General features: G+C 67.0%; 17 protein-coding genes. 9 read left to right on the top strand and 8 right to left on the bottom strand.

Annotation, left to right across the window (positions count from 1 at the left end):
- Positions 1 to 41 precede the first annotated feature (41 nt).
- The gene (locus tag OJB03_RS10600) at positions 42 to 1,298 is read right to left on the bottom strand and encodes a BamA/TamA family outer membrane protein (RefSeq protein WP_263787248.1); all 1,257 of its coding nucleotides are present in this window, start codon (positions 1,296 to 1,298) and stop codon (positions 42 to 44) included.
- Between the two features lie 146 nt (positions 1,299 to 1,444).
- Between OJB03_RS10600 and purD the strand changes: the two genes are divergently transcribed.
- The 3 genes from purD (at position 1,445) to OJB03_RS10585 (ending at position 7,341) form a co-directional block, all read left to right on the top strand.
- Positions 1,445 to 2,737, top strand: a complete 1,293-nt coding sequence (purD, locus tag OJB03_RS10595) for a phosphoribosylamine--glycine ligase (RefSeq protein WP_263787245.1) — start codon at positions 1,445 to 1,447, stop codon at positions 2,735 to 2,737.
- A gap of 15 nt (positions 2,738 to 2,752) precedes the next feature.
- Positions 2,753 to 3,676 carry an NHL repeat-containing protein gene (locus OJB03_RS10590; protein ID WP_263787243.1) on the top strand — a complete coding sequence of 308 codons (924 nt, stop codon included), beginning with the start codon at positions 2,753 to 2,755 and terminating at the stop codon, positions 3,674 to 3,676.
- A gap of 83 nt (positions 3,677 to 3,759) precedes the next feature.
- On the top strand, positions 3,760 to 7,341 hold the full coding sequence (locus tag OJB03_RS10585) for a hypothetical protein (RefSeq protein WP_263787241.1): 3,582 nt from the start codon (positions 3,760 to 3,762) through the stop codon (positions 7,339 to 7,341).
- Between the two features lie 58 nt (positions 7,342 to 7,399).
- Here OJB03_RS10585 and murA read toward each other — a convergent pair whose 3' ends face one another.
- Positions 7,400 to 8,716, bottom strand: a complete 1,317-nt coding sequence (gene murA / locus OJB03_RS10580) for a UDP-N-acetylglucosamine 1-carboxyvinyltransferase (RefSeq protein ID WP_263787239.1) — start codon at positions 8,714 to 8,716, stop codon at positions 7,400 to 7,402.
- A 228-nt stretch (positions 8,717 to 8,944) separates the two neighbouring features.
- Between murA and OJB03_RS10575 the strand changes: the two genes are divergently transcribed.
- The 3 genes from OJB03_RS10575 (at position 8,945) to fbp (ending at position 12,033) form a co-directional block, all read left to right on the top strand.
- Positions 8,945 to 10,108: a cysteine desulfurase family protein gene (locus OJB03_RS10575; protein ID WP_263787237.1), complete on the top strand. Its 1,164-nt coding sequence runs from the start codon at positions 8,945 to 8,947 to the stop codon at positions 10,106 to 10,108.
- Between the two features lie 54 nt (positions 10,109 to 10,162).
- Complete coding sequence (locus OJB03_RS10570) at positions 10,163 to 10,834, top strand: TIGR04282 family arsenosugar biosynthesis glycosyltransferase (protein ID WP_263787234.1); 672 nt, start codon at positions 10,163 to 10,165, stop codon at positions 10,832 to 10,834.
- A 113-nt stretch (positions 10,835 to 10,947) separates the two neighbouring features.
- Positions 10,948 to 12,033 carry a class 1 fructose-bisphosphatase gene (gene fbp / locus OJB03_RS10565; protein ID WP_263787232.1) on the top strand — a complete coding sequence of 362 codons (1,086 nt, stop codon included), beginning with the start codon at positions 10,948 to 10,950 and terminating at the stop codon, positions 12,031 to 12,033.
- Positions 12,034 to 12,107: 74 nt separating this feature from the next.
- On the opposite strand, the gene serS is transcribed toward fbp, so the two are convergent.
- Genes serS through OJB03_RS10535 form a run of 6 tightly spaced genes read right to left on the bottom strand, consistent with a single transcriptional unit; the run spans position 12,108 to position 18,717 of the window.
- Positions 12,108 to 13,394, bottom strand: coding sequence for a serine--tRNA ligase (serS, locus tag OJB03_RS10560; RefSeq protein WP_263787230.1), 1,287 nt, complete (start codon positions 13,392 to 13,394; stop codon positions 12,108 to 12,110).
- 57 nt (positions 13,395 to 13,451) lie between these two features.
- Positions 13,452 to 14,375, bottom strand: a complete 924-nt coding sequence (gene rfbD / locus OJB03_RS10555; protein ID WP_263787228.1) for a dTDP-4-dehydrorhamnose reductase — start codon at positions 14,373 to 14,375, stop codon at positions 13,452 to 13,454.
- Between the two features lie 27 nt (positions 14,376 to 14,402).
- Positions 14,403 to 14,912, bottom strand: a complete 510-nt coding sequence (locus OJB03_RS10550; protein WP_263787227.1) for an RNA polymerase subunit sigma-54 — start codon at positions 14,910 to 14,912, stop codon at positions 14,403 to 14,405.
- Positions 14,899 to 15,453 carry an acyl-CoA thioesterase gene (locus tag OJB03_RS10545; protein WP_263787224.1) on the bottom strand — a complete coding sequence of 185 codons (555 nt, stop codon included), beginning with the start codon at positions 15,451 to 15,453 and terminating at the stop codon, positions 14,899 to 14,901. The genes OJB03_RS10550 and OJB03_RS10545 overlap by 14 nt, the downstream gene beginning before the upstream one ends.
- A gap of 51 nt (positions 15,454 to 15,504) precedes the next feature.
- A complete protein-coding gene (locus OJB03_RS10540) occupies positions 15,505 to 16,782 on the bottom strand; it encodes an asparagine synthetase B (RefSeq protein ID WP_263787222.1) in 1,278 nt (425 codons plus the stop codon).
- Between the two features lie 51 nt (positions 16,783 to 16,833).
- The gene (locus OJB03_RS10535) at positions 16,834 to 18,717 is read right to left on the bottom strand and encodes a tetratricopeptide repeat protein (RefSeq protein WP_263787220.1); all 1,884 of its coding nucleotides are present in this window, start codon (positions 18,715 to 18,717) and stop codon (positions 16,834 to 16,836) included.
- A 197-nt stretch (positions 18,718 to 18,914) separates the two neighbouring features.
- On the opposite strand from OJB03_RS10535, the gene OJB03_RS10530 reads away from it, so the two are divergent.
- From OJB03_RS10530 to OJB03_RS10520, 3 genes are all read left to right on the top strand, one after another.
- The gene (locus tag OJB03_RS10530; protein ID WP_263787217.1) at positions 18,915 to 20,120 is read left to right on the top strand and encodes a 1-deoxy-D-xylulose-5-phosphate reductoisomerase; all 1,206 of its coding nucleotides are present in this window, start codon (positions 18,915 to 18,917) and stop codon (positions 20,118 to 20,120) included.
- Between the two features lie 70 nt (positions 20,121 to 20,190).
- Complete coding sequence (rseP, locus tag OJB03_RS10525) at positions 20,191 to 21,633, top strand: RIP metalloprotease RseP (protein ID WP_263787215.1); 1,443 nt, start codon at positions 20,191 to 20,193, stop codon at positions 21,631 to 21,633.
- A 168-nt stretch (positions 21,634 to 21,801) separates the two neighbouring features.
- On the top strand, positions 21,802 to 22,632 hold the full coding sequence (locus OJB03_RS10520) for an isoprenyl transferase (RefSeq protein ID WP_263787212.1): 831 nt from the start codon (positions 21,802 to 21,804) through the stop codon (positions 22,630 to 22,632).
- The last annotated feature ends 131 nt before the right edge of the window (positions 22,633 to 22,763 follow it).

The following is a 22,763-nucleotide window of genomic DNA, read 5'->3' as shown; positions in this document are numbered from 1 at the left end:
GAGGGATCGATGGAGCGACCGAGTGGACGAGGAGCGCGGGTTTATGGCTGACGCAGCTGGTGGAGAGGCGGACGCAGGGCCTGTAGGTCCTGCTGCAGGGCAAACCGGACGCCCGTCACTCCCTCCGGACTGATGCCGAGCGCAAGGTCGAGGGAGGGCACCTCGCGGAAGGAGAGCCCCATCCGGAGCCCGATGGACGCGGCCGGCCGTAGGGGAACGGACGTGTCGCTTACGGCCGCGGCGTCGTCAAATGCAACGTCGAGGGCCGCGTCGGAAAACACGTCGTCGTACACGCTCGCGGCGTGAAGGCCCACGTGGCCGCCGAGACGAACCACACCCAGGGGCTGGACAAGGGGAAAGCGGTACAGCACGCTGCCGATCAGGCGGTCGGAGCCAACGAAGCGGTGCCGGGCCAGTCCGGGGACCCGGGTGCCGTCGAGCATCGGGCGCAGGTAGTAGGGAACGGAGGCTTCGCCCCGCACCACGGTGTGGGCCAGCGACAGCTGTCCCGCCAGGTGATGTGCGCCGCCCAGGGGCACCAATCCCCGGGCGCTGAGGTCCAGGCGATCGTACTGCACAAAGGAGGACGAGAGCGACCCGTACCGCTCCCAGCCGCCGTTCAGGAGCACGCCGCGTGTAGGCCGAGGACGGGGGGAACGGGTGTCGTACCGCACGTCGACCCCCACACGCAGGCCGGTATGGCTCGGGGACAACGGGCCGATGCGGCTGCTCGCCAGTTGCCGGAGGTGCTGCCGGGACGCCTCGTCCAGGCGCGGGTCCGCAGGGGACAGGACGCGATCGACCCGGTGTGTCGAGAGGCCAACGTGGGGCTGGAGGAGCAGTCGCCGGTCGAGAAAGTACTGGCCGGCCCGAACGCGGACCTGCACGGCAGAGCGTTCAATGGGCTGCCGGGCGTCGGACGACGACCCGGGCCCGAGTCCGTAGAACCAATCCCGGTTTGTATGGAGGCCCCGTGCGCTCACGAGCACGTACTGTCGGGCCCGGTCGGGATTAGCACTGGCCCAGGCCGCGGTGGCCACCTGTTCGTGCTGGGCGGGCGCCGCGGCAAGGAGGGCCTGTGCGTGCCGACGCCCCAGGTGGTGCACGACGAGTCCGGCCCCGGCGCCCACGCCGACCCGTGGACTCCACGTGGCGAGGGGGTACACCCGTAGGTTGGTACCGGGCTCGTCTGGGGCGCCCGGGAACGCCTGGCCGGCCGCCGGGGCTGCCACCAGCCCGATCATCCCGCCGAGGAGAAGTGCGAGGACGGGCCGGGCGCCACTCCGGCGACGGAGCATCCGGGATGACCAGCGGGAAAAACGAGACAGGAGCGTGTGCATCAGTGGATGCCGTCACCTATACTAAAATGGACCCTGCCGCACGGCGCGGCGAGGGGGGAGGTTTCAGTGTAACTGCTTCTTCCCGGTCAGTCATCAAAAACCGTATGCGAATCCTCGTAGTCGGAAGTGGAGGACGAGAGCACACGCTCGTCGAGGCCCTAGCCCAAAGCGATCAGGTGTCCGCCCTGTTTGCCGCGCCTGGCAATCCCGGCACCGCCCAGAAGGCCACGAACGTCGGCCTGGAGGCGACCGATCTGGACGGACTGGTTGACTTTGCGGAGACGGAGGACATCGACCTGACCCTGGTCGGGCCCGAACGGCCGCTCGTGGAGGGCATCGTTAACCGATTTGAGGCGGCCGGCCTGCCTATCGTGGGGCCTACGAAGACCGCCGCGCAACTAGAGGGCAGCAAGGCCTTCGCCGATCAATTCATGGCGCGCCACGACGTGCCGACGGCATCGTTTCGAGTGTTCGGCGCGGAGGAGGCCGACGAAGCGGCGGCCTACCTCGATGACGTGGGAGCCCCGGTCGTGGTGAAGGCGGACGGCCTGGCGGGCGGGAAGGGCGCATTCGTGTGCTCGACCCTAGATGACGCCCACGACGCGCTGGGCCAGATCGTAAACCAACGGGCCTTCGGGGCGGCGGGCGATCAGGTCGTGATTGAGGAAAAGATGGAGGGGGAGGAGGTGAGCGTCCTTGCCCTCACCGACGGTGCGCACTACGTTCTTCTTCCGCCGTCCCAGGATCACAAGCCCATCGGGGAGGGGGGCACCGGCCCGAATACGGGGGGCATGGGCGCGTTCGCCCCGGCCCCGATCGTGGACGGAACGCTGCTCTCACGCATCTGCCGCGAGATCATAGAGCCGACCCTTCAGGGCATGCAGGAGGAAGGCACGCCGTACCGTGGGGTGCTCTACTGCGGCCTCATGATTACGGAGGAAGGGCCGAAGGTGGTCGAGTACAACTGCCGCCTCGGCGATCCCGAGGCGCAGGTCGTGCTCCCGCTCGTAGAGTCGGACCTGGCCGCGGTCTTCCGGAACCTCGCGGACGGCGACCTGCAGGGCGGCAACCTTCGGACCACGCCCGGAGCGGCGGCCTGTGTCGTGCTCGCCTCGGAGGGATACCCGATCGACTACGAGACGGGCGTCGAGATCACTGGGATTGGGGACGCGGAGGCCCTCGAGGACGTGTCGGTCATTCACGCCGGCACACGACTTACGCCGGCGGGGACGCTCGTGACCGGTGGGGGACGCGTGCTCGGCGTCACCGCCACCGGACGAGACCTGCCGGCGGCCCTCAGCCGAGCGTACGACGGCGTTGACCGCGTCGGGTTTGAGGGCGAGACCTACCGGAGCGATATTGGCGAAAAGGGGCTGGCTCACCTGGATGCGTCCTAGACTCCTTCTGTATACATGCGTCCTCGCCATTTGCTAGGTGCTGGTCTTGGACTCCTGCTGCTATGGGGGTGCGGAGGCGTATGGACCGTCGGTCCAGCGTGTGCGCAGGCGCCGGACCGCGGGGCAGAACCGGTCCTCGCGCGATTCGAGGAGGCGCGAGCGCTCGCGGTCGATCCGCGAGGCCGCCTCTACGTCGCCGATGCGGGGCGCGACGTGGTGGCCATGTTCGAGGCCGACGGCACCCGCCGAGACGTCCTGGGCGGGACGGGCACGCGGCCGGGCGAGTTCGACACGCCCTCGGCCATAGATCCGACGAACGGGCAGGTCCTTCTCGTGGCCGACACCTACAACGGGCGCGTCCAGCGGTTCTCGATGGAGGGACAGTATCTCGAGTCGCTGCCCGTTGGGCGGACCGAGGGGCGGGCGGGCCCGGAGTGGACCGTTCAGGACGGACGGGGAGGCACCCTGGTCCAGGGCGACGGGCGGCCGATTGGGGTGGTGCAGGACGACGAGGGGGCTGTGTTCGTGCTCGATGCACGCGACCGCCGAGTGTGGAAGTGGAGTGATGGTGGGCGGTCGCAATCCCTCGTGTCTGGACGAGGGGGGCGGCTCCAGAATCCGGTGGCCTTGGCTCCAGGGCCGGATCGGCGCCTCTATGTGGCCGACGCCGGCCGCGAGGCGGTGCTCATCTACGATGCCTTTGGCACCTTCCGCCGCCGCGTCGCCGGGCTCGCCCCTGCGAACATACAGGCCCTTGCCGTCCACCGCGGCCGACTGTGGATCGTCTGCGCGCACCGCGTCCTCGTGTGGGACCGATCGGAGGGCGTCGTCGCGGAGCACACGGTCGACCTCGGAGAGCCACTCGTCGACGTGGCTGCGTACCAGGACCGCGTGTATCTGCTCACCGAAACGCGGCTGCTTCGGCGCCCGGCCTGGTAGCGGCAGGAGGACGAACGCCGTCTCGAAGAGGGCGCCCTGGGAATCGCTCATGATCGTTTCGCTCCGCTGGCGCGGTACTGCTCGTGTCGTACGCTCCGTCGATTGTTCGGGTGCTGCTGCTGTGTGGCGTGGGGGGGCTGCTCCTGGGAGAGGCGGCGGCACAGGACACGACACAGGTGCTGAAAGACCTTGGGCGTCACCGGGATACGATCGACACCTTTCAGCCGCAGCCGTATCAACTGCGCCGGTTTGTGCTTCCGGGAAGCGAGACGGTTCGGGTCGGCCCCACGCGTCTCGACACGTCCGAGTACCGGATCGAGGCGCGGACGGGGCGTTTGTGGGTGCGTCGGGACGACCTCCTTGGGGCCCGCGACACGCTGTTTGCCCGCTACCGGACGTACCCGTTTGCCTTCGAGGAGGTGTATCGCCGCCGGGCCCCGGACACGAGTGCCACGGCCGACTCGGCGACGGTGGTCGTGGAGGAGGAGCGGCCCGACACCACCGGGTTCAATCCCTTCGCCGGCGTCGACATCCAGCGGAGCGGCTCGATCTCGCGGGGCGTGGTGGGCGGCACGCAGCGCGACGTGAGCGTGGAGTCGGGGCTCCGTATGCAGCTGCAGGGCGAGGTGGCCGACAGCGTGTTCGTCCAGGCCCTACTCACCGACGAGAACACACCCATCCAGCCGGAGGGGACGACCCAGCGCCTGCAGGACTTCGACCGTGTCTTTCTGTCGGTGGATGCTCCTCAGGGACGGGTCCGTCTCGGCGACGTGGACGTGAACCTCGACGGCGGGACGTTCGGCTCGTTTTCGCAGAAGGTGCAGGGCGTCTTGGTCGAGAGTGACGGACTGGGCGCGGCCGCCGGGCTGGCGGAGGGGGAGGCCACGGCCTTCGGGGCGGTGAGCCGGGGCCAGTTTCGTACCCAAGACCTTGAGCCGACCGACGGGGTCCAGGGCCCGTACCGGCTTCGAGGGGCGAACGGGGAGGAGGCCATCATCGTCGTGGCGGGATCGGAGCGTGTTTTCCTAGACGGGGAGCGCCTCACGCGCGGCCAGACTGAGGACTACGTGATCGACTACACGCAGGCCGAGATCACATTCACTGCCGACCGCCTCATCACCGACGATCGGCGCATTACCGTCGAGTTTCAGTACTCGACGACGCAGTTCACGCGGACGCTGGTCGGCGGGCGGGCGACGGCGGGAGTGTGGCAGGGAAGCGATGGCGACGCCCGGGTCAACGTGGGGGCCACGGTTGTCCGGCAGGCCGACGGGCGCGACTTTCAGACGGCCTTCGACCTGTCCCGCCAGGACTCGCTCCGCCTCGCGCGGGCCGGAGACGAGTCGGCGGTCCGGAGCGGAGCGCGCCGTGTGGAGTTCGATTCGGATGCGCCTTACGTCCACTACCGCCGCGAGCCGATCGCGTCGCCCGACGGGACGCAGGATACGATCTTCGCTGCTGTGGAGGACGCGCCGCCCCCGGATACGCCGGTCTTTCGGGTCCGCTTCACGCGGGTGGGGAGCGGAGAAGGAGATTACCAGCGCGCCGGGGCCGAGACGAATGGGGTCGTCTACGAGTACGCAGGGCCGGGGAGCGGGGCGTACGCCCCCGTTCAGCCGCTTCCAGCCCCGACCCGTCAGCGCCTCGTTGATCTGACGGGATCGGTCGAGCCGGTGGCCGGCGTTGAGGTGTTCGGGGAGTGGGCCGGGTCGCTGAATGATCAGAATCGATTTTCGGGGCGTGACGCGGATGATGATCGGGGGCGGGCGTACACGGCGGGGGTGCGGGTCGACCCGATGACAATGACAGTGGGGAGCATGGAACTCGGGACGGTGTCGGGACAGGTTCGGCGGCGCGAGCGCGGGCAGAACTTCGTCACGTTCGACCAGACGCGTCCCATCGAGTACGGACGGCGGTGGAATCTTTCGCGCGGCGGGTCGGGGCTTCCGGGCCGCCTCCAAGATCGCGGCAACGAGACGGTGGACGAGGGACAGGTGACCGTCGACTGGGGAAGCGATTCGTCTCTGGAGGCGGGCGGCGGGCGGCTGTCCGTCGGCTCGGCCTACGAGGCGTGGCGGCGCCGTGGGGCCCTCTCTGTTGAAGAACCCGGATGGCCTCGTCTCTCACTCCGGGCCGTCTCCATCACCAGCACCGACCGTTCTGCGCAAATCGATGGCGCCTGGCGGCGACAGGCGGCCACGGTGCGCCAGCCGCTCTGGGGGGGACGCCTGGAGCCTCGGCTCAACGTGCGGCGGGAACGCCGACGCCAGCGGGCACGCGCCACGGACAGCCTGACGGCCGAGTCGTTTCGGTTCCTAGAGGTCCGTCCCGGGGTGTCGTACGTCAACGGGCCCGTCGAGGCGTCCGGCAGCCTGGAGCGCCGCACCGAGCAGGGCGTCGTGGATGGATCGTTTCGGGACGCGTCGCGGACGTGGACGGCCCAGACGGAGCTCGCCCTCGATCCCCAGGCGCCGTACCGGGTGTCGGTGCGGGGCGGACTGCGACGCCGAGACGTGACCGATGTCTTCCGGCGCACCGAGCAGCGGCGCGAGACCGAGTCGATCGTCATGCGGTTCGACGGGCGCGCCCGGCCACTGGATCGGGCGGTCGATGCTCGATTGTTCTACGACGCGGCGACCGAGCGCACCCCTATTCAGCGCGAGGTATACGTCCAAACGTCGCCCGAACGGGGCCAATACATGTGGCGCGACGCGAACGGCGACGGTGTGCAGCAGATCGACGAGTTCGTTCCGGAGACGACCCCCAACGAGGGCACGTACGTGCAGCGCTTCGTGCCGTCCGACACGCTCGAATCCGTCGTTGATCTGCAGCTGCGCACCCGCCTCGCGCTGCGGCCCCGGCGCCTGTGGCCGGACGGGGACGCGTGGTGGAAACAGGGGCTGCGCCGGATCACCACCGAAACGCGCGTTCAGGTCCGTGAGCAGAGCCGGACCGACAGCCCCACGGCCCTCTACCGGCTGGATCCGGATGAATTCCGGCGGCCGGGGCGCACGACCGATGGGTCACTGCGGCTCGAGCAGCGCCTGGAAGTGTTTCGGGCGCAGCGGGGATACGGCCTGGATGTTTCCTGGCGGCAGGTGCGGGGCCTCACGGAGCGCGCCGTGGGGGGCGAGCGGCAGTTCCTGAACCGGTGGGAGGTCGAGGGGCAGCTCCGCCCGGCCTCGTCCTGGCGTCTCCGAGCGACGGGCACGTCGGAACGTGATCGGGTGGAGAGCGAGGCCTTCGACAAGGCCCGCAGCTTCGACATCCGTACGCTCCGAATTCGGCCCAGCGTCTCGTACCAGCCCCGTCGCACGCTCGATGTGACCCTGGCGGGGGTATACGCCCGCAAGCGGGACCGGGCGAAGGGGCGACGGGCCGACCTGTACACGCTGCCCCTCGAACTGACGTGGCGCCGCGCGGGGCGCCTGCGGCTCACGGCGAACGCCGAGGTGGCACGCGTCGACCTCAACGGGGCGGCCGTCGGGCGGGCGCAGTTCGAACTGACCGATGGACGCGGGCCCGGCACCTCGCTGCTCTGGGGGCTGCAGGGGCAGTACGCGTTTACGGACCGCCTCCGTGCCACGCTGAACTACGATGGACGCGCCCCCGCCACGACCGACCCCATCCATACGGTGCGCGTGCAGCTCAACGCCTCGTTTTGACGCCCGCCTCCCTACCGGCGGACTTCCGGACGTCTGTAACCGGTCGCACGCTGGGGAGCTACCCCTGTGCAGGGGCCCGGTCCGGCTCGGCAAACTCGTCGTACTCCTCGCGGTGGATGGTGAGCCCGGCGTCGCGGAGCTTGTCTTCGAGATCTTCGTACCCGCGGTCGAGGTGGTAGACGCGGAGAACGTCCGTGCGGCCCTCGGCGAGCAGACCGGCCATCACGAGGGAGACGCCGGCCCGGAGGTCCGTACTCATGACCTTTGCTCCCTTCAACGGCGCGCCCCCGTGTACCGTCGCCGTGTTTCCGTCGACCTCGATCTCCATGCCGAGACGCTGCAGCTCCGGCACGTGCTTGAACCGGTCGTCGTAGATTGTGTCCGTCACCGTGGCCGTGCCATCGGCGCAGCTCAGCAGGACGGTCCACTGCGCCTGCAGGTCGGTCGCGAAGCCCGGGAAGGGGGACGTCTCGACCGACACCGGACGAATCGTCTCGGGGCGCACGACGGTCACGGTCTCGTCGCCGTAGGACACGTCGACCCCGGTCTCGCCCAGCTTTTCCTTGAAGTCCGGGCCCAGGTGCTCGTGGGTGCCCTCGTGGATGTCGACGGGGTGGCCGGGCTCGGCGGCCGTCGCGGCCATGAGGATGAAGGTGCCCAGCTCGATGCGGTCGGGCGTGTTGCGGAAGGTGCCCGTGTTGAGCGCGTCGACGCCCTGCACCTCAATCGTCCGGGTGCCGAGGCCGTCAATCTGAGCGCCCATTTCCTGGAGGGCATGCCCGAAGGCCACGACGTCCGGCTCCTGGGCCGCGTTCTCGATCTTGGAGCCGCCCCGGGCCGTTACGGCGGCGAGCAGAAGGTTGATCGTGGCGCCCACGCTCACGGGCTCCAGCCGGAAGGTGCCGCCCGCGAGCCCGCCCTTCGGGGTGGAGGCGTGCACGTAACCCTCGTCCAACTCAATGTCGGCCCCGAACTCCCTCATGCCCTCGATGTGCAGGTCGACCGGTCGCGGCCCCCATGCGCAGCCCCCGGGGAGCGATACCTTGGCCGTCCCGCAACGCCCCAGGAGCGCACCGAGCATGTAGAAGGAGGCGCGCATTTTTTTGACCATCTCGTAGGGCGCCACCGGCGTTTCGATGGTGGTCGCGTCCACCGAGAGGGTGTGGGCGTCGGCATCGAACGTCACCGCCGGCCCCCCGTGCCGAATGACCTTCGAAAAGGTGCGCACGTCCCGTAGGTCCGGCACGTTGGTGATGGTAGAGGGGCCCTTCGCCAGGAGGGTGGCGGCCATGAGCGGGAGGGCCGTGTTTTTCGACCCGCTCACGGTGAGGGGGCCTTGAAGGGACGAATCTCCGCGAACGACGAGTTTATCCATGAAGCAACGATGCTGGTGGGAAAAGGAGATGCTAGGCCGGTCGCAAACTGAAAAACGTTGCCGGGTGAAAATGCCAACCCCTGAAATTGTTCGTCGGCAGGGTCGACAAAATATGCGGGATTCGACCGTGCCGCGTCCGAATCAGCCGACCCGCTGCTTCGTAAGATAGATTGTTGGAGTGTCTCCGCATGCCTTATATCTTCTCGACGCACCGACTTCCTTCGCCTGATGGAGCGCGTTTACCTCGATCACGCCGCCACCACGCCTCTCGACCCCGAGGTGTTTGAGGTGATGAAACCGTACCTGCTGGAGGAATACGGGAACGCGTCGTCGGTGCACCAGATGGGACGGCGGGCACGGGTCGCAATGGAGGAGGCGCGGGAGCGCGTCGCGGGCTGTCTGGGGGCCGAGCCGAGTGAGATTGTCTTCACCAGTGGGGGGACCGAGGCCGATAATCTGGCACTGAAGGGGGTCTTGGGGGCGGCGTCAACGGGGTCGGAGGCCGGCCTGGTGACCTCCACCGCCGAGCACAAGGCCGTCCTGGAGCCGGCCCGGCGAATGTCGGAGCAGGGGCGGCCCGTGGCCCTTCTATCGCCGGACACCCACGGCGCCGTTACCCCTGAACAGGTGGAAGCGGCGATTGAGGAGGAGACTGCCCTCGTGTCCCTCATGCACACGAACAACGAAATTGGGGTGCAGAACGACATCCCGGCCGTGGCGAGGGTCTGCGACGAGCACGACGTGTTGTTGCACTGCGACGCCGTCCAGGCGGCGGGCCTGCAGCCCCTCGACGTAGAGGACCTCGGCGTGGATCTGCTGTCCCTCTCCGGACACAAGTTCTACGGGCCGAAGGGCATTGGCGTGCTGTATGTCCGCAACGGCGTCGACCTTGGCCCGCTCGTGGAGGGGGGCTCTCAGGAGCGCGACCGCCGGGGCGGTACCCAGAACGTGGCCGGGGCCATCGGGCTGGCGGAGGCGCTAGAGCGGGCCGTGGCGGAGGCGGAGGAACGGGCAGAGCGGTTGTCCCGGCTTCAGCGGCGTCTCGTTGAAGGGCTCGACGACGCGGTGCCCGGGCCGTACGTCTGTAACACGCCGCTGGACGAGGCCCCCGTCGCGCCACACGTCGTGAACGTAGCCTTTCCGCCGGTCGAGGAGGAGCCCCTTGACGGGGAGATGTTGATCTTGAACCTGGACATGCAGGGCGTGCTCGTCTCGGCCGGGTCGGCCTGTACCAGCGGGGCGCTGGAACCGAGCCACGTCCTCACGGCCATTGGGCTCGATCGCTCGACGGCCGCCGCTGCCGTTCGGTTCTCACTGGGGGCGAAGACGACCGAGCCGGACATCGATGAGGCCCTCGACACCCTTCACTCCACCCTGCAACGCATGCGCTGACGCCGGGCGCGACGTGGCATTCCGGCGCCCTTTTCCCCTCGGGTCCCACACCCAATGGACACTTCTGTTCTCGTCTTTGCCAAGGTCCCGCGACCGGGGTCCGTCAAGACGCGCCTTACACCAACCTTGAGTCCCTCGGAAGCGGCCCGCCTCTACACGGCGTTCCTGCGGGACACGCTGCGCCGGGTCACGCGGCTGGAGGCTGACGTGCAGCTCTACCTGGCCCCGCCGCTGCCCGATGGAGAGCTCGACGCGGTGCCGTCCGGCGTGGACGTACACGTACAGACGGGGGACGGGCTCGGGGCACGCATGGAGCAGGCCTTCCGGGAGACCCTGGGGGCCGGCTACGGGCGCGTCATCGTGATGGGGAGCGACCATCCGACCCTGCCTCGCTCGTTCCTGCGACGGGCGGATCAGGCCCTTCAGAACCCGGCGTCGCTTTGCATCGGCCCTACCGAAGACGGCGGGTTTTACCTGCTGGGCATGAGCGCCTTCTACCCGCAGCTGTTCGACGACATGAGCTACAGCCACTCTAAGGTGTGTGCCGATACGCTTGCCCGCGCCGGGCGGACCGGGGCGGACGTCACGGTGCTCCCGCAATGGTACGACGTGGATCGACCGCACGACCTGGACCGTCTGCTGACGGATCTGGATAAGCGGCCCGCGGACGCCCCGAACACTCGACGGATTGCGGATCGTCTTGAGCTTGGGGCGCTCGTCCAGTGAAAAAAGACCAGGGTGCCACCCACATTTGGAACCGCTTCCGAAATCCTGTATCTTGCTCGGTACAGGGCTCTGTCCCCCGCACTTTCCCTCTTCATATTCCATCCACGCACGTCATGACCGGATCTCCTCGCACATCCCACGCCGGTGACGGCGCCCCCGAAGACGACCTGGGCACGTTCCAAACCCTCGAGCAATTCATCCTTGATCGCCAGGACTCGTTCCCGCACTCTACCGGTGCGTTCTCGCGGCTGCTGCGCGACATCAGCCTGGCCGCCAAGATCGTGAACCGCGACATGCGCCGCGCCGGGCTTCTCGACGTCTACGGCAGCACGGGCGAGCGAAACGTGCAGGGGGAGGTCCAGCAGAAGATGGACGCCCTCGCCCACCGCGAGTTTGTGCAGGCGCTGCGGCGCGGCGGGGAGTGCTGCCTCATCGGCTCCGAAGAGCACGCGGAGGCGATCCCCATAAGCACCGTTTCGAAGGAGGGGGACGGAAAGTATATTGTTCTCCTCGATCCCCTCGACGGCTCCTCCAACATCGACGTGAACGTGTCGGTGGGCACCATCTTCAGCATCTACCGGCTGCCAGACGCCTTCGACGAGGAGAAGCCGGATCCGGAGGCGGCCCTGCAGGCCGGGACCGAGCAGGTGGCCGCCGGATACGTCGTCTACGGCTCCTCCACGATGCTGGTCTACACCACCGGCAACGGGGTGAACGGCTTCACGCTGGACCCGTCGATCGGAGAGTTTCTGCTGTCGCATCCGGACATCCAGACGCCGTCTCGGGGCCGACTCTTCTCGATCAACAGTGGCTACTACCACTCCTTCGAGGGCGGGCTGCGGGACTATATCGACTGGCTCCAGCAGCAGGACCCGGAAACCAATCGTCCTGCGAAGACGCGCTACATCGGCTCGTTCGTGTCGGACTTCCACCGCAACCTCCTGAAAGGGGGGATCTACATGTATCCGGCGACGGACGGCAGTCCGGAGGGGAAGCTCCGCCTCATGTACGAGGCCAACCCGATGGGCTTTATCGCCGAGCAGGCCGGCGGGGCGGCGTCGGACGGGCACCAGCGCATCCTCGAAAAGGATCCGGACAAGCTCCACCAGCGCACGCCGCTCTTCATTGGCAGCGAAGAGATGGTTCGCCGGGCCGAGGCATTTCTGCAGGGCGAGCCGGAGCAGGCGTTCCCGGCATGACAGGGTGGGGCGGGCCTCATGATGCGAGCGGGGCCTGTCCGGTTCCCTGCACGGGGCATCGATCACTGCAGATATCAGTCTTCCGCTCCGATTCGGGCAAATCCCGTGTAAGGGTGGAGCGCCTCCGGTAGTTCGATGGTGCCGTCGGGCTGCTGGTTGTTTTCGAGGAGGGCTGCGACAACGCGAGGAAAGGCGAGGCCGCTCCCGTTGAGGGTATGGACGAGTTCCGGCTTGGCCTCCGGCTCGGGCCGGTAGCGGATCTGTGCGCGACGGGCCTGAAAGGCCTCAAAGTTGGAGACGGAGGATACTTCCAGCCAGCGGTCCTGCGCCGCACTCCACACCTCCAGGTCGTACACCTTGGCCTGCGTGAAGCCCATGTCGCCAGTGCACATGAGGAGGCGGCGATAGGGCAGATCGAGGGCGTCGAGCGCGCTTTCGGCGTCCTCCAGAAGCGCGTCGAGCGCGCGGTAGCTCTCGTCGGGGTGGACGATCCGGACGAGCTCAACCTTGTCGAACTGATGCAGGCGGTTGAGGCCACGTACGTCCGCGCCGTAGCTGCCGGCCTCGCGCCGCCAGCAGGGCGAGTAGGTACAGTACTGTCGGGGCAGGTCGTCGGCCGCGAGGATTTCGTCCCGGTGGAAATTGGTAACGGGCACCTCGGCGGTGGGGATGGGGTAGAAGTCGTCGCGCGGAATCTCGTACATCAGCTCATCCTTGTCCGGGAGCTGCCCGGTGCCCTCTGCGCTCTCCGGGTTCACGAAGAGCGGGGCCTGCATTTCGGTGTAGCCACGCTCCCGAGCGCGATCCAAGAAAAAGTTGAGGAGGGCCCGCTGGAGCCGGGCCCCCTTCCCGAGGTAAAACGGGAAGCCACTCCCCGCCACCTTGGCGCCCCGCTCCAGGTCCACGAGATTGTGCCGGTCGGCCAACTCCCAGTGCGGCGCCGGGTCGAAGTCGAACGAGGGCATTTCGCCGACCGTCTCCTCGACCTCGTTGTCGTCCTCGTCCGCCCCGACCGGGACGCTCGGGTGCGGAATGTTCGGGAGCTCCAGCACGAGCTCCTCCTGCTGGGCCTCCACTTCTTGGACTTCCTCCTTCAGGCGATTGATCTCCTCTTTCATCCGGCCGGTCTTTTCGATGATCGCCTCGGCCTCCTCGTCCTCGCCTTCCCGCTTCAGCGTCCCGATTTGCTGGGAGAGCTCGTTCTGACGGGACTGAAGGTCCTGCAGCTCCGTGATGGTGGACCGGCGCGTCTCGTCGACTTCGAGAAGGGTGTCAACGAGGTCGGGAGAGCCGATGCCCTTGGCCCGGAGGGCTTCTTTGACGCGACGGGGATCGTTGCGGACGGTGTCGAGGTTGAGCATGGGAGCGCGGGGTCCAGAGTGGGACGGACGAGAGAAGCGATAGCGATATAGGGGGAGTCATGGGCTAGAGAAGCCCTGCAGGGATGCCTGGACGGCACGGAGGCCGTCGTCGAGCGGGCGCGGGTCGTAGTCGAGTTCGTCTCGGGCCTTGTCGATGACGAAGCCGGTGCGCGGCGGGCGCTCCACGGCGTCTTCGAAGAAGTCGCTCGGCACGGGCTCGATGAGGGAGGCATCGAGCCCAAACTCCCTCGCCACCGTGCAGGCCAGCTCGTAGATCGAGACCATGTCGGCCCCGGACACGTGGTAGATGCCGGTCGTCTCGTGGTGAAGCAGGCGCTCGATGCCGTCGGCCAGGTCGTCGACGTGCGTGGGGGTGCGGTGCTGATCGTCGACGATGTGGAGGGATTCGCCCTGAGACAGTTGGTCCGCAACCCAGAGGACGATGTTTGAGCGGCGCAGGTCCCGACCCGTGCCGTAGAGCAGAACGGTGCGCACGATGGCCCAGTTGGCACGCCCGGCCTCCCGTACGGCGTTTTCGCCCGCCAGTTTGGTGCGCCCGTAGTAGTTGACGGGGTCGGGGCGGGCCTCTTCGTCGTAGGGGCCTCGCTTGCCGTTGAAGACGAAGTCGGTGGAGACCTGCACGAGGCGGGCCCCGCTGGTGCGGCAGTGCTTCGCCAGTGTTTTGACGGCGCGGGCATTGACGGCCCACGCCTGGCTTCGGTGTTCGTCGCACTCCCCCACGTCGGTCATCGCGGCGCAATTCACGACCACGTTGGGGGCAAAGTCCTCGAAGATCCGGGCCACGTCGTCTGGCTGAGTCACGTCGAGTGGGGTATAGCCACACGACCCGTCCTCAAACCGGGGGGTGTCGTCCCGAGCAGTCGCGAGCACGTCGTATTCGCGGTTCTGACTGAGGCGGTGGACCAGGGCCTGCCCGAGCAGTCCGTTGGCGCCGGTAATGAGAACACGATTGAACAGCATGAGGGCAGTTGCGGGACGCCCGTGATGTCAGGGGAACCGGAGGTAGTAGCGGAGGCCGACGTTGCCATCAACCGCCGTGTGGGTACTAGGCAAAAACCGGAGGACGGGCGTCACATGCAAGAAGACCTCGAAGCGTTCGGCGTAAAAATTGAGTCCAACCTCGCCACTCAGGCCGAGGCGAAGACGGGGCGACTGGGTGAGCCGGGACGTGCCGACCATCAGGCCGGGTCCCGCGAAGAGGTGGAGGGGCGAATCGGAGATGGGGCGCTCCCAGAGCCGATGCATGTGGCCGACGATGAAGTCGTCGCCGTCGGTGCTGATGATCCCGTCGTACACCGCCGGGGACGAGCGATACCACTTGAGGGCGAGCCCCCCAGGGCGTCCAACCTGGAATCCGGCGCCCAGGGCCCCAGGCTGTCGCTGGGCCGTTGCCGGACTGGCGGTGGCGGCAATCAATAGGACCAGGACAACCAGTGAGGCGAGTGCCCGGGTCGGGCGGCGCCCCGGCGTGGCTCTGGTCGGTTCACGCAGGGGCATCCGTCGAGTGTTGTAGTGCCGTCAGCATGTCTTCCTTGAGGCTCGCCGCGTCTTCAAGCTCCTTCCGCCCGGCAAGCACCAGGCGAATATCGCGCCGCTTGGCGGCGGCCTCGTAGCGGTCTTGCTCCTGCTCCGTGTCCGGGGATACGTCCGGGATGGGCACCGTGCCGCCGTCCTCGTCCAGGGCCACGTACGTGTAAAAGGCGCGGTTGCACTTCCGGTGCGTCTCTTCGAGCGGGTTTTCGGCCCATACGTTGAGCTCCACCTCCATCGACGTTCGGAAGGCCCGATTGACATGGCTCTCGATGACAACCACCTCGCCCTTTCGGATGGCCGACTGAAACTCGACGCTGTCTACGGCGGCGGTCACGCAGACGCGGTTGGCGTGCCGCTGGGCAGAGATGGCTGCACACTTGTCCATCAGGTGCAGCAGCCGGCCGCCCATCATGTTGCCGAGGCCGTTCGTGTCGTTGGGGAGAACGATCTCGGTCATCTTGCACTCGGAGGCCGAGACCGGTTTGGGGGGGAGGGATGAACTCATAGAGGCGGGGACGACGGAGGGAAGGTGAAGGGAGAGAACGCGCCGCGGACGTCAGGTCTTCTGTTTCTTTTTCTTGGCGGCGGGGAAGAGAATGTTATTCAGAATAAGCCGGTAGCCGGGCGATTTGGGATGCAGCGAAAGATCGGTGGGCGGGTCCCCCACGAAGTGCTGGTAGTCCTCCGGGTCGTGCCCACTGTAGAAGGTGAACGTGCCCTGCCCGTGCGTACCGTGGATGTACCGCACCTGTGGACGGTCCGGCGCCTCCCCGAGAACCACCACGTCCTCTTTCAACGCGTCCTTGTTGAAGGCGGTGGCCTGCCCGACAAAGCCCTTGACGGTCGCCACGTGGTTCTGCGTGAGCATGCTGGGCACGGGGTCCCACTTGGCGCTGAACTCAAAGAGCGTGAAGTAGTCCAGCGAGGGGTCTCGCATCTCCGGGGGCGGCGGGCCCACGTCAATGGTGGAGTGCTCGTATTCGCGGGCGTTGAGGTTGGGGGTAAAGTTGCGAAAGGCGAGCGTGTTGCTGAAGTCGAGCCGATCCAGCGCGTTCGGGTCCACCGGATCTCCGTCGTACTCCTCGGGCACGACGTCGGCCTGGTGGGCGGCGAGGGCGATGTCGAGGGTCTCGGTGCCGGAGCACATCGAAAACAGGAAGCCGCCCTGCGAGACATACTGTTTGAGGCGCTCGGCCACGGCCAGTTTTAGCTGGCTCACCTTGCGGAACCCAAACTCCTCGGCCGCCGCCTCGGCCTTGTTTTGCTTCTGAATGTACCAGGGCTCGTTGCGGTAGCGGATGAACTTGCCGAACTGGCCGGTAAAGTCCTCGTGGTGGAGGTGCAGCCAGTCGTAGGACGCGAGGTCGCCGTTGAGCACCTCCTCGTCGTAGATCACGTCGTGGGGAACCTCGGCGTACTCTAGGGCCAGCCGGACGGCGTCGTCCCACGGCACGGCCCCCTCCGGGGCGTAGACGGCAATCTCGGGGGCCTTCTCAAGAGGCACGACGGACTTGTTGCTGCCGTCGGCCTCCACCTCTGCGATGATCTTGGACGCCTGGCCGGCGCTCACGGCCGTGAAGGTGACGCCGCGGACCTGCAGCTCTTGACGGACGGCGTCGCTGGCCTCGGCGAGGAACGACCCACCGCGGTGATTGAGGAGCCAGTCGACCGTCTGGCCGTCCTGGAGGGCCGCGTAGACGGCCCCGTAGGCCTTCAGGTGGTTCTCTTGTTGCTCGTCCATCGGAATGAGCAGGTCCTGCGCCGCGGCCGGGGGCGTGGCAACGACGCAGACCACGAGCGCAGCGGCAAAGGCAAGAACGGACCGGAGGCGCATTGCGGAGCGTGCGGGTTGGAGAAAGGCGTTTGCGAAACGATGGACGCGGCGTCAGCCCTGAGACCGGCGGAGGACACGGAGGCGGCTGCGGGCATCCCCTGCGAGGAGGGACTTGGGGTATTCCGACAAGAGGCGGTCGTAGATCTCGACGGCTGCCGTGGGGCGGCCGCTTGCCTCTAAGAGGGACGCACTCCGGAACAGACTGCGGTCGGCGTAGGAACTGCGCGGGTGCTGCTCCGGCACGGCCCGAAACGCCGCGAGGGCCGCCGAGGTGTCGTGGCGGGCGAGATGGATGTGGCCCCGCCGAAACCGGGCGTCGTCGGCGAGTGGGTGCCGCGGGTGTCGCCGTAGGAGTGCGTCGAGCGAGTCCAGGGCGCGGTCGTGGGCATGCTGCCGCTCGCGAAGCCGAACGCGAGCGAAGGTGCGAAGGGGGGTATCGAGCGAGTCAGGGCCGCGGGCCTCCTGCAGGAGGGTCTTCAGCGCAATGGCGTCGTTGGCCACGTCCGCCGACGGATTTTTGCTGATGGCGGAGGCCCGGGCCGTCGTGGCGTCGAACTCACCCTGGTAAAAGTGCAGGAGTGCCAGTTCGTACTGGGCCTGATCGGCGAGGTCACTTGACTGTGCGCTGGCGGCCAGGCGGGAAAAGAGAAGGCGGGCCCGGTCGAGCGAGTCCCGGAGCACTGCAATGCGGCCCAACTGATATTGCCCCTCATCGGCGGCCGCGGTTTCCGAGTGGTCTGACACAAGCTGGCTGAGAACATCCTGGGCGTCGTCCAGGGCGCGGTAGGCGTCGATCTGGAGCGTACCGAGCCGGAGAAGGGCCGCCGGATAGTCCGCGTGCCCTGGATTCTCTCGGAGGAACGTCTCGTAGGCGGTTCGGGCCTGGGCGTAGCGGGCAGAGTCTTGGGCCGCCGTGGTGGAGTCTGCACCCTGGTCCGCCCACCGGCGGTAGAGGTCGCCGCGAAGCCTTTGGGCCTCCGGGGCGACGCCCGACCGCGGGTATTGCTCCTGGATGGCCGCACAGGCCCGGGTGGCGACGCCGTAGCGCTGCGCGTCGGCGGCCCGCCGGGCAAACTGGAAGAGGACCTGTCCCTGACGGTCCCCGAGTCGGTCCAGGGCCCGGTACGCGTCGAATGCCGCCGCGTAGTCGTTTTGCTCCGTGTGCAGCCAGGCCAGGAGCTTCCGGTAGGCCTCGCTCAGGGGGTTCTCCTGAACGGTGCGCTGGAGCACCTGGATGCTGGCCTCGATGCCCTGCCCCTGCTCCACGAACGTCCGGAGGCGACTTCGGACGTAGTTAAGGCGGTTGGGGGCCTCGGCAAGAAACGCAACGTACTCCTGCATGGCCGCCTCAAACTGGCCGTCCAGGCCGTACAGGTGCGCCAGCTCGGTCCGGAACGCGTCGGGCTGGTCGAGGGCGGTGCGCCCCTTCTGGAGGACCGCGATGGCCCTGCGAAACTGGCGAAGCTCGGCCAGGGTGTTGTAGACGGTCCGGTACGTCTGGGCCCTGTTCGGGGCAAGAGCGAGCGCCCGATCCCACGTGTCGTTGGCGGCGTCCACTGCGTCCTTCTGGTACTGAAGCCGGGCTTTTTCGGTGAGGCGAGAAACGGTCGGGGTGGAGCCGATGCGCTCGTTCACCAGCCGCAGGGCGTCGTCGTAGCGCTTGATGCTCTCGTAGGTCTGCTTCAGCTTCCGGTAGAACGCTGTGTTCTCGGGGGCGTTAGCGTACAGAGATTCCAGAAGGGGAAGGGCGCGCTCGGGCCGGTCGGCACGCAGGAACTCGTTGACCCGCTGGAATTTCTTCAGTTGCGTGCTGTCGGACTGCTGAGCACAGACGGGGCCGGCCGTGATCCCGAGCAGGAGCCCAAGGGCGAGTACGATCGGCAGGCGGTGCAGGCCTTCGACGGAAATCGACCGCGGCAGAGGACGGTGGGGCACGGCGGAGATGGGAAGGCGTGGGGGAGAGGGCCTGTGCGTTCGGGGCACGAGGGGGATGACCAAGGTTGGATGGTACCCTACGGTGCGCCCGAGACGGACGTTTCCGGGGTTGAGCTCCGTGTCCGGCCTGATCTGGCGAAGCGGCGACCGGCGGAGCGATGGGTTCGACTTTTACTAGTCTAGTGTGGCATATCTTCATGGACGCATTCTCCCAGAACGGCACGTCGGACCCGGAGCCACGACGGCTCGCCCTCCTCGGCGCGACCGGGTCGGTTGGCACCCAGACGCTCGAGGTTGTACGGCTCTTCCCGGGCCGGTTCGACGTCCGGGTGCTCACCTGCTATCAGAACGTGGAGCGCCTCGCCGAGCAGGTCCAGGAGTTCCGTCCCGACTGTGTGGCCGTGGGGTCCGCCGAGAGCGCCGAGGCATTCAGACAAACGCTGCCGGCGGACGCGCCGGACGTGCGGGTTCTCGTTGGCACAGAGGGGCTCTGCGAGGCAGCCACGCGGTCGGACGTGGACGTGGTGCTGGGGGCGGTGGTCGGCTTTGCGGGGCTCCGACCCATCCTGGGGGCGGTGCGGGCGGGGAAGCAGGTCGCCCTCGCCAATAAAGAAACGCTTGTCGTGGGGGGCGCGCTGGTGACGCAGGCCGTGGAGGACGGAGGCGGGCAGCTGCTGCCCGTTGACAGCGAGCACTCGGCCATTTTTCAGTGCCTGGCGGGCGAGTCTGAGCGATCGGTTGAGGAGCTCGTGCTGACCGCGTCTGGCGGGCCGTTCTGGAACCGCCCGGCCGAGACGTTCGGCGACATTACGGTGGACGAAGCCCTCGACCATCCGAACTGGTCGATGGGGGCGAAAATCACGGTCGACTCCGCCACCATGATGAACAAAGGCCTGGAGGTAATTGAGGCGAAGTGGCTGTTCGACGTGCCGGTCGACCGCATTCAGGTGCTCGTCCACCCGCAGTCCATCGTGCACTCGATGGTGTCGTTCGCCGACGGGGCGGTGAAGGCACAGCTCGGCGTTCCCGACATGAAGGTGCCGATCCAATATGCGCTGAGCTACCCGTCCCGCTGGCCCGCGTCCCACGAGCGACTGAACTGGGACGAGTTGTCGCGCCTCGACTTCGAGCGGCCGGACCTGGAGAAATTTCCGTGCCTGCGGCTCGCCTACGATGCCCTTGAGGCGGGCGGCACGGCCCCGGCGATTCTGAATGCCGCCAACGAGGCGGCCGTGGGGCGCTTTCTGGAGGGGCAACTGGGCTTTCTGGACATTCCTCGTGCGGTCGAACGGGCGCTTGAGCAGGTCTCCGTTCGGCCCAATCCCACCCTAGACGATCTAGTGACGGCGGACAGTGAGGCCCGACGGCGGGTCAAGGAACTCCCCTTACCGGCATCAAATTGAACGACAGGATGAATTCGTTGCTGCCTTTCCACCGAGGCGTGCTGGCCTCACGGTCCCCTCTGCTGTCTGTATGGAGCTTGTAATCAGCATTCTCACATCTACCCTCTGGGTGCTCTTGGCGCTCACCATCCTGGTGTTCGTCCATGAGCTGGGCCACTTCCTGGCGGCCAAGTACTTTGGCATGCGGGTCGAGCGCTTCTCGATTGGGTTTCCTCCGACGCTGTTCGGCCAGACGTACGGGGACACCGAGTACGCGGTCGGCGCGACGCCGCTGGGCGGCTACGTGAAGATCAGTGGCATGATCGACGAAAGCCTCGACACGGACCACGTGGAGACCGACCCCGAGCCGTGGGAGTTTCGGGGGAAGCCGGTGTGGCAGCGCATTATCGTGATCAGTGCCGGGGTAACGTTCAATGCCTTCTTGGCCATCCTAATCTTTGGCGGGTTGAGCTGGAGTGGGGGCGACACCTACATCCCTGCGAAGAACGTGGAACAGGTGTACGTGGAGGAGGGATCGGTTGCCCACGACCTGGGACTGCGAACGGGAGACCGCATCGTCCGGGTGAACGGCAACGATTTTGAGCGCTTTCAGCAGGTGGAGCCGTCGTCGCTCATCGCGGCGGATACGCTGACGATCACCGTTCTTCGGGACGGGGAGCGGCAGACCATTACCGGCCCCCCTGACTTTATTTCGCGACTGAGCCGCGCCCGCAACAACGAACAGGGCTTTGGGCTTGGGTTTCAGCCCCCACTCATCGGGGCCGTGGTAGCCGGCAGCCCGGCCGACTCGGCGGGGCTACAGACCGGAGATCGGATCTACGCCATTCAGGGGGACACGGTGCGGTTCTGGCGGGAGATGAGTGCGCGGCTGCAACAGGCCGAGGGGGGACGGGTGGCGATGCACTGGTTCCGTCCGGACTCCCTTGTGGGGGAGTCGGACCGGTCGCGGTCGCCCCAAATTGTCCGGCGGACCGGTCAGGGCGTCGTGTTTTCGGACTCGGTTTCTGCCCGGTATGATTCGGACCGGGAGAAGTACCTCCTCGGCGTTCGGAGCCCCGATGCGAGCGCGGTCACGCGGCAGGCCCTGTTCGACGAGTTCGGGATTCGGACCGTGACGTATGGCCCCTTGGCTGCACTCAAGGCAGGGGCCGTGGACACCTGGACGTATAGCCGCAACATCGTCGTCACCCTAAAGCGGATTGCTGAAGGCCGTGACAGCCTAACCGATAGTCTCGGCGGGCCGGTGATGATCGCGGACGTGACCAGTGAAGCAGCGGCCGCGGGCGCGACTGCGTACTGGCGGCTCATCGCAGCGCTCTCGATCACGCTGGCCATCATGAACATTCTCCCCATCCCGGCGCTGGACGGCGGACAGTTGTTGTTTCTGCTCTACGAGGCCGTCACGCGGCGCCGCCCCTCCGTGCGGGTGCGCCTGGTGGCCCAGCAGGTGGGCATGATCCTGCTGATCGGGTTTATGGCGTTCCTTATCTTTAACGACATTCTGCGGCTGTAGCCCGGAGCCGGGGCGGTCTCGTCGGGGAGATCGGTTGATACAAAATGCGCAGAGGGGGTCGTTGACCTTCGAAGTAGTGCCTCGTAGGTTACAGCCCTGTTGCACTTCTCAAAACTGGGGAGAGAGCGTCCCCATCGTGCGTACATTCGGACGGAGCGACGTAGTCCCATGGCATCGTCTCGGCATCCCTCAGCGAACGGATCCGCCCAGTTTGAGGCGGCCGAGCTCAGCGACGAGCAACTGCAGCACGCCCTTCGGGATCGGGGAGAGCTCCCGGCTCATGTTGCTTGTATTATGGACGGGAACGGCCGCTGGGCTCAGGAGCGGGACGAAGCCCGGGTCGTGGGGCACCACGAGGGCGTGACGTCCGTCCGCGACGTAACGGAGGCCTGCGCGGAACTCGGCATCGACTACCTCACCCTTTATACGTTCAGCACCGAAAACTGGGAGCGGCCCGAGGCGGAGGTCAATGCGCTGATGGAGCTCCTGGTGCAGACTGTGAGGGAGGAACGGGCCACACTGATGGAAAATGGGGTCCAGCTGCAGGTCATCGGCGACCTGTCCGAGCTTCCCGCGTCCTGCCAAGATGCCCTCCGACAGACCAAGCGCGACACGGCCGAGAACGACCGCATGACGCTCACCCTTGCGCTCTCCTACAGCGGGCGTTGGGAAATCGTGCGGGCCGCCCGGGACCTTGCCGCCAAGGTAGAAGCGGGGGAGTGCTCTCCGGACGACATCGACGCTGCTCTGTTCGAGGAGCAGCTCGACACGTCGGGCATGCCGGACCCTGACCTTCTGGTTCGGACGGGGGGCGAGTTTCGGCTGTCCAATTTCCTGCTCTGGCAGAGCGCCTACACGGAGTTTTACATCACCGACGAGTTTTGGCCGGAGTTCCGGCGGGCCCAGTTGTATGAGGCCATTCGCAGCTATCAGGACCGCGACCGCCGGTTCGGCCGCATCGAGCGCTCCGCCACCGACGACCCCACCACGGAAACATAGTGGGATATCCCACCCGGACCGAGTCGTCTCTGGGCGGGGGAGAGAATAATTCCTGGGGAAGGTGCGTTAAAGAGAACACGCATGCCCGTCGTCCCGAAACCGCCCAGGTGGACTCCTGTTTTACCGGGCTG

Source organism: Salinibacter grassmerensis (genome assembly GCF_947077765.1).
In the GTDB taxonomy this organism is placed as follows: Bacteria; Bacteroidota; Rhodothermia; order Rhodothermales; family Salinibacteraceae; genus Salinibacter; species Salinibacter grassmerensis.
This window is presented reverse-complemented; position numbering and strand designations above follow the sequence as displayed.

Coding starts and splice junctions, on each gene's coding strand:
- purD (WP_263787245.1), top strand. CDS start 1,445: ATGCGAATCCTCGTAGTCGGAAGTGGAGGACGAGAGCACACGCTCGTC.
- OJB03_RS10575 (WP_263787237.1), top strand. CDS start 8,945: ATGGAGCGCGTTTACCTCGATCACGCCGCCACCACGCCTCTCGACCCC.
- OJB03_RS10590 (WP_263787243.1), top strand. CDS start 2,753: ATGCGTCCTCGCCATTTGCTAGGTGCTGGTCTTGGACTCCTGCTGCTA.
- rfbD (WP_263787228.1), bottom strand. CDS start 14,375: ATGCTGTTCAATCGTGTTCTCATTACCGGCGCCAACGGACTGCTCGGG.
- murA (WP_263787239.1), bottom strand. CDS start 8,716: ATGGATAAACTCGTCGTTCGCGGAGATTCGTCCCTTCAAGGCCCCCTC.
- rseP (WP_263787215.1), top strand. CDS start 20,191: ATGGAGCTTGTAATCAGCATTCTCACATCTACCCTCTGGGTGCTCTTG.
- serS (WP_263787230.1), bottom strand. CDS start 13,394: ATGCTCAACCTCGACACCGTCCGCAACGATCCCCGTCGCGTCAAAGAA.
- OJB03_RS10540 (WP_263787222.1), bottom strand. CDS start 16,782: ATGCGCCTCCGGTCCGTTCTTGCCTTTGCCGCTGCGCTCGTGGTCTGC.
- OJB03_RS10550 (WP_263787227.1), bottom strand. CDS start 14,912: ATGCCCCTGCGTGAACCGACCAGAGCCACGCCGGGGCGCCGCCCGACC.
- OJB03_RS10530 (WP_263787217.1), top strand. CDS start 18,915: ATGGACGCATTCTCCCAGAACGGCACGTCGGACCCGGAGCCACGACGG.
- OJB03_RS10600 (WP_263787248.1), bottom strand. CDS start 1,298: ATGCTCCGTCGCCGGAGTGGCGCCCGGCCCGTCCTCGCACTTCTCCTC.
- OJB03_RS10545 (WP_263787224.1), bottom strand. CDS start 15,453: ATGAGTTCATCCCTCCCCCCCAAACCGGTCTCGGCCTCCGAGTGCAAG.
- OJB03_RS10570 (WP_263787234.1), top strand. CDS start 10,163: ATGGACACTTCTGTTCTCGTCTTTGCCAAGGTCCCGCGACCGGGGTCC.
- OJB03_RS10520 (WP_263787212.1), top strand. CDS start 21,802: ATGGCATCGTCTCGGCATCCCTCAGCGAACGGATCCGCCCAGTTTGAG.
- fbp (WP_263787232.1), top strand. CDS start 10,948: ATGACCGGATCTCCTCGCACATCCCACGCCGGTGACGGCGCCCCCGAA.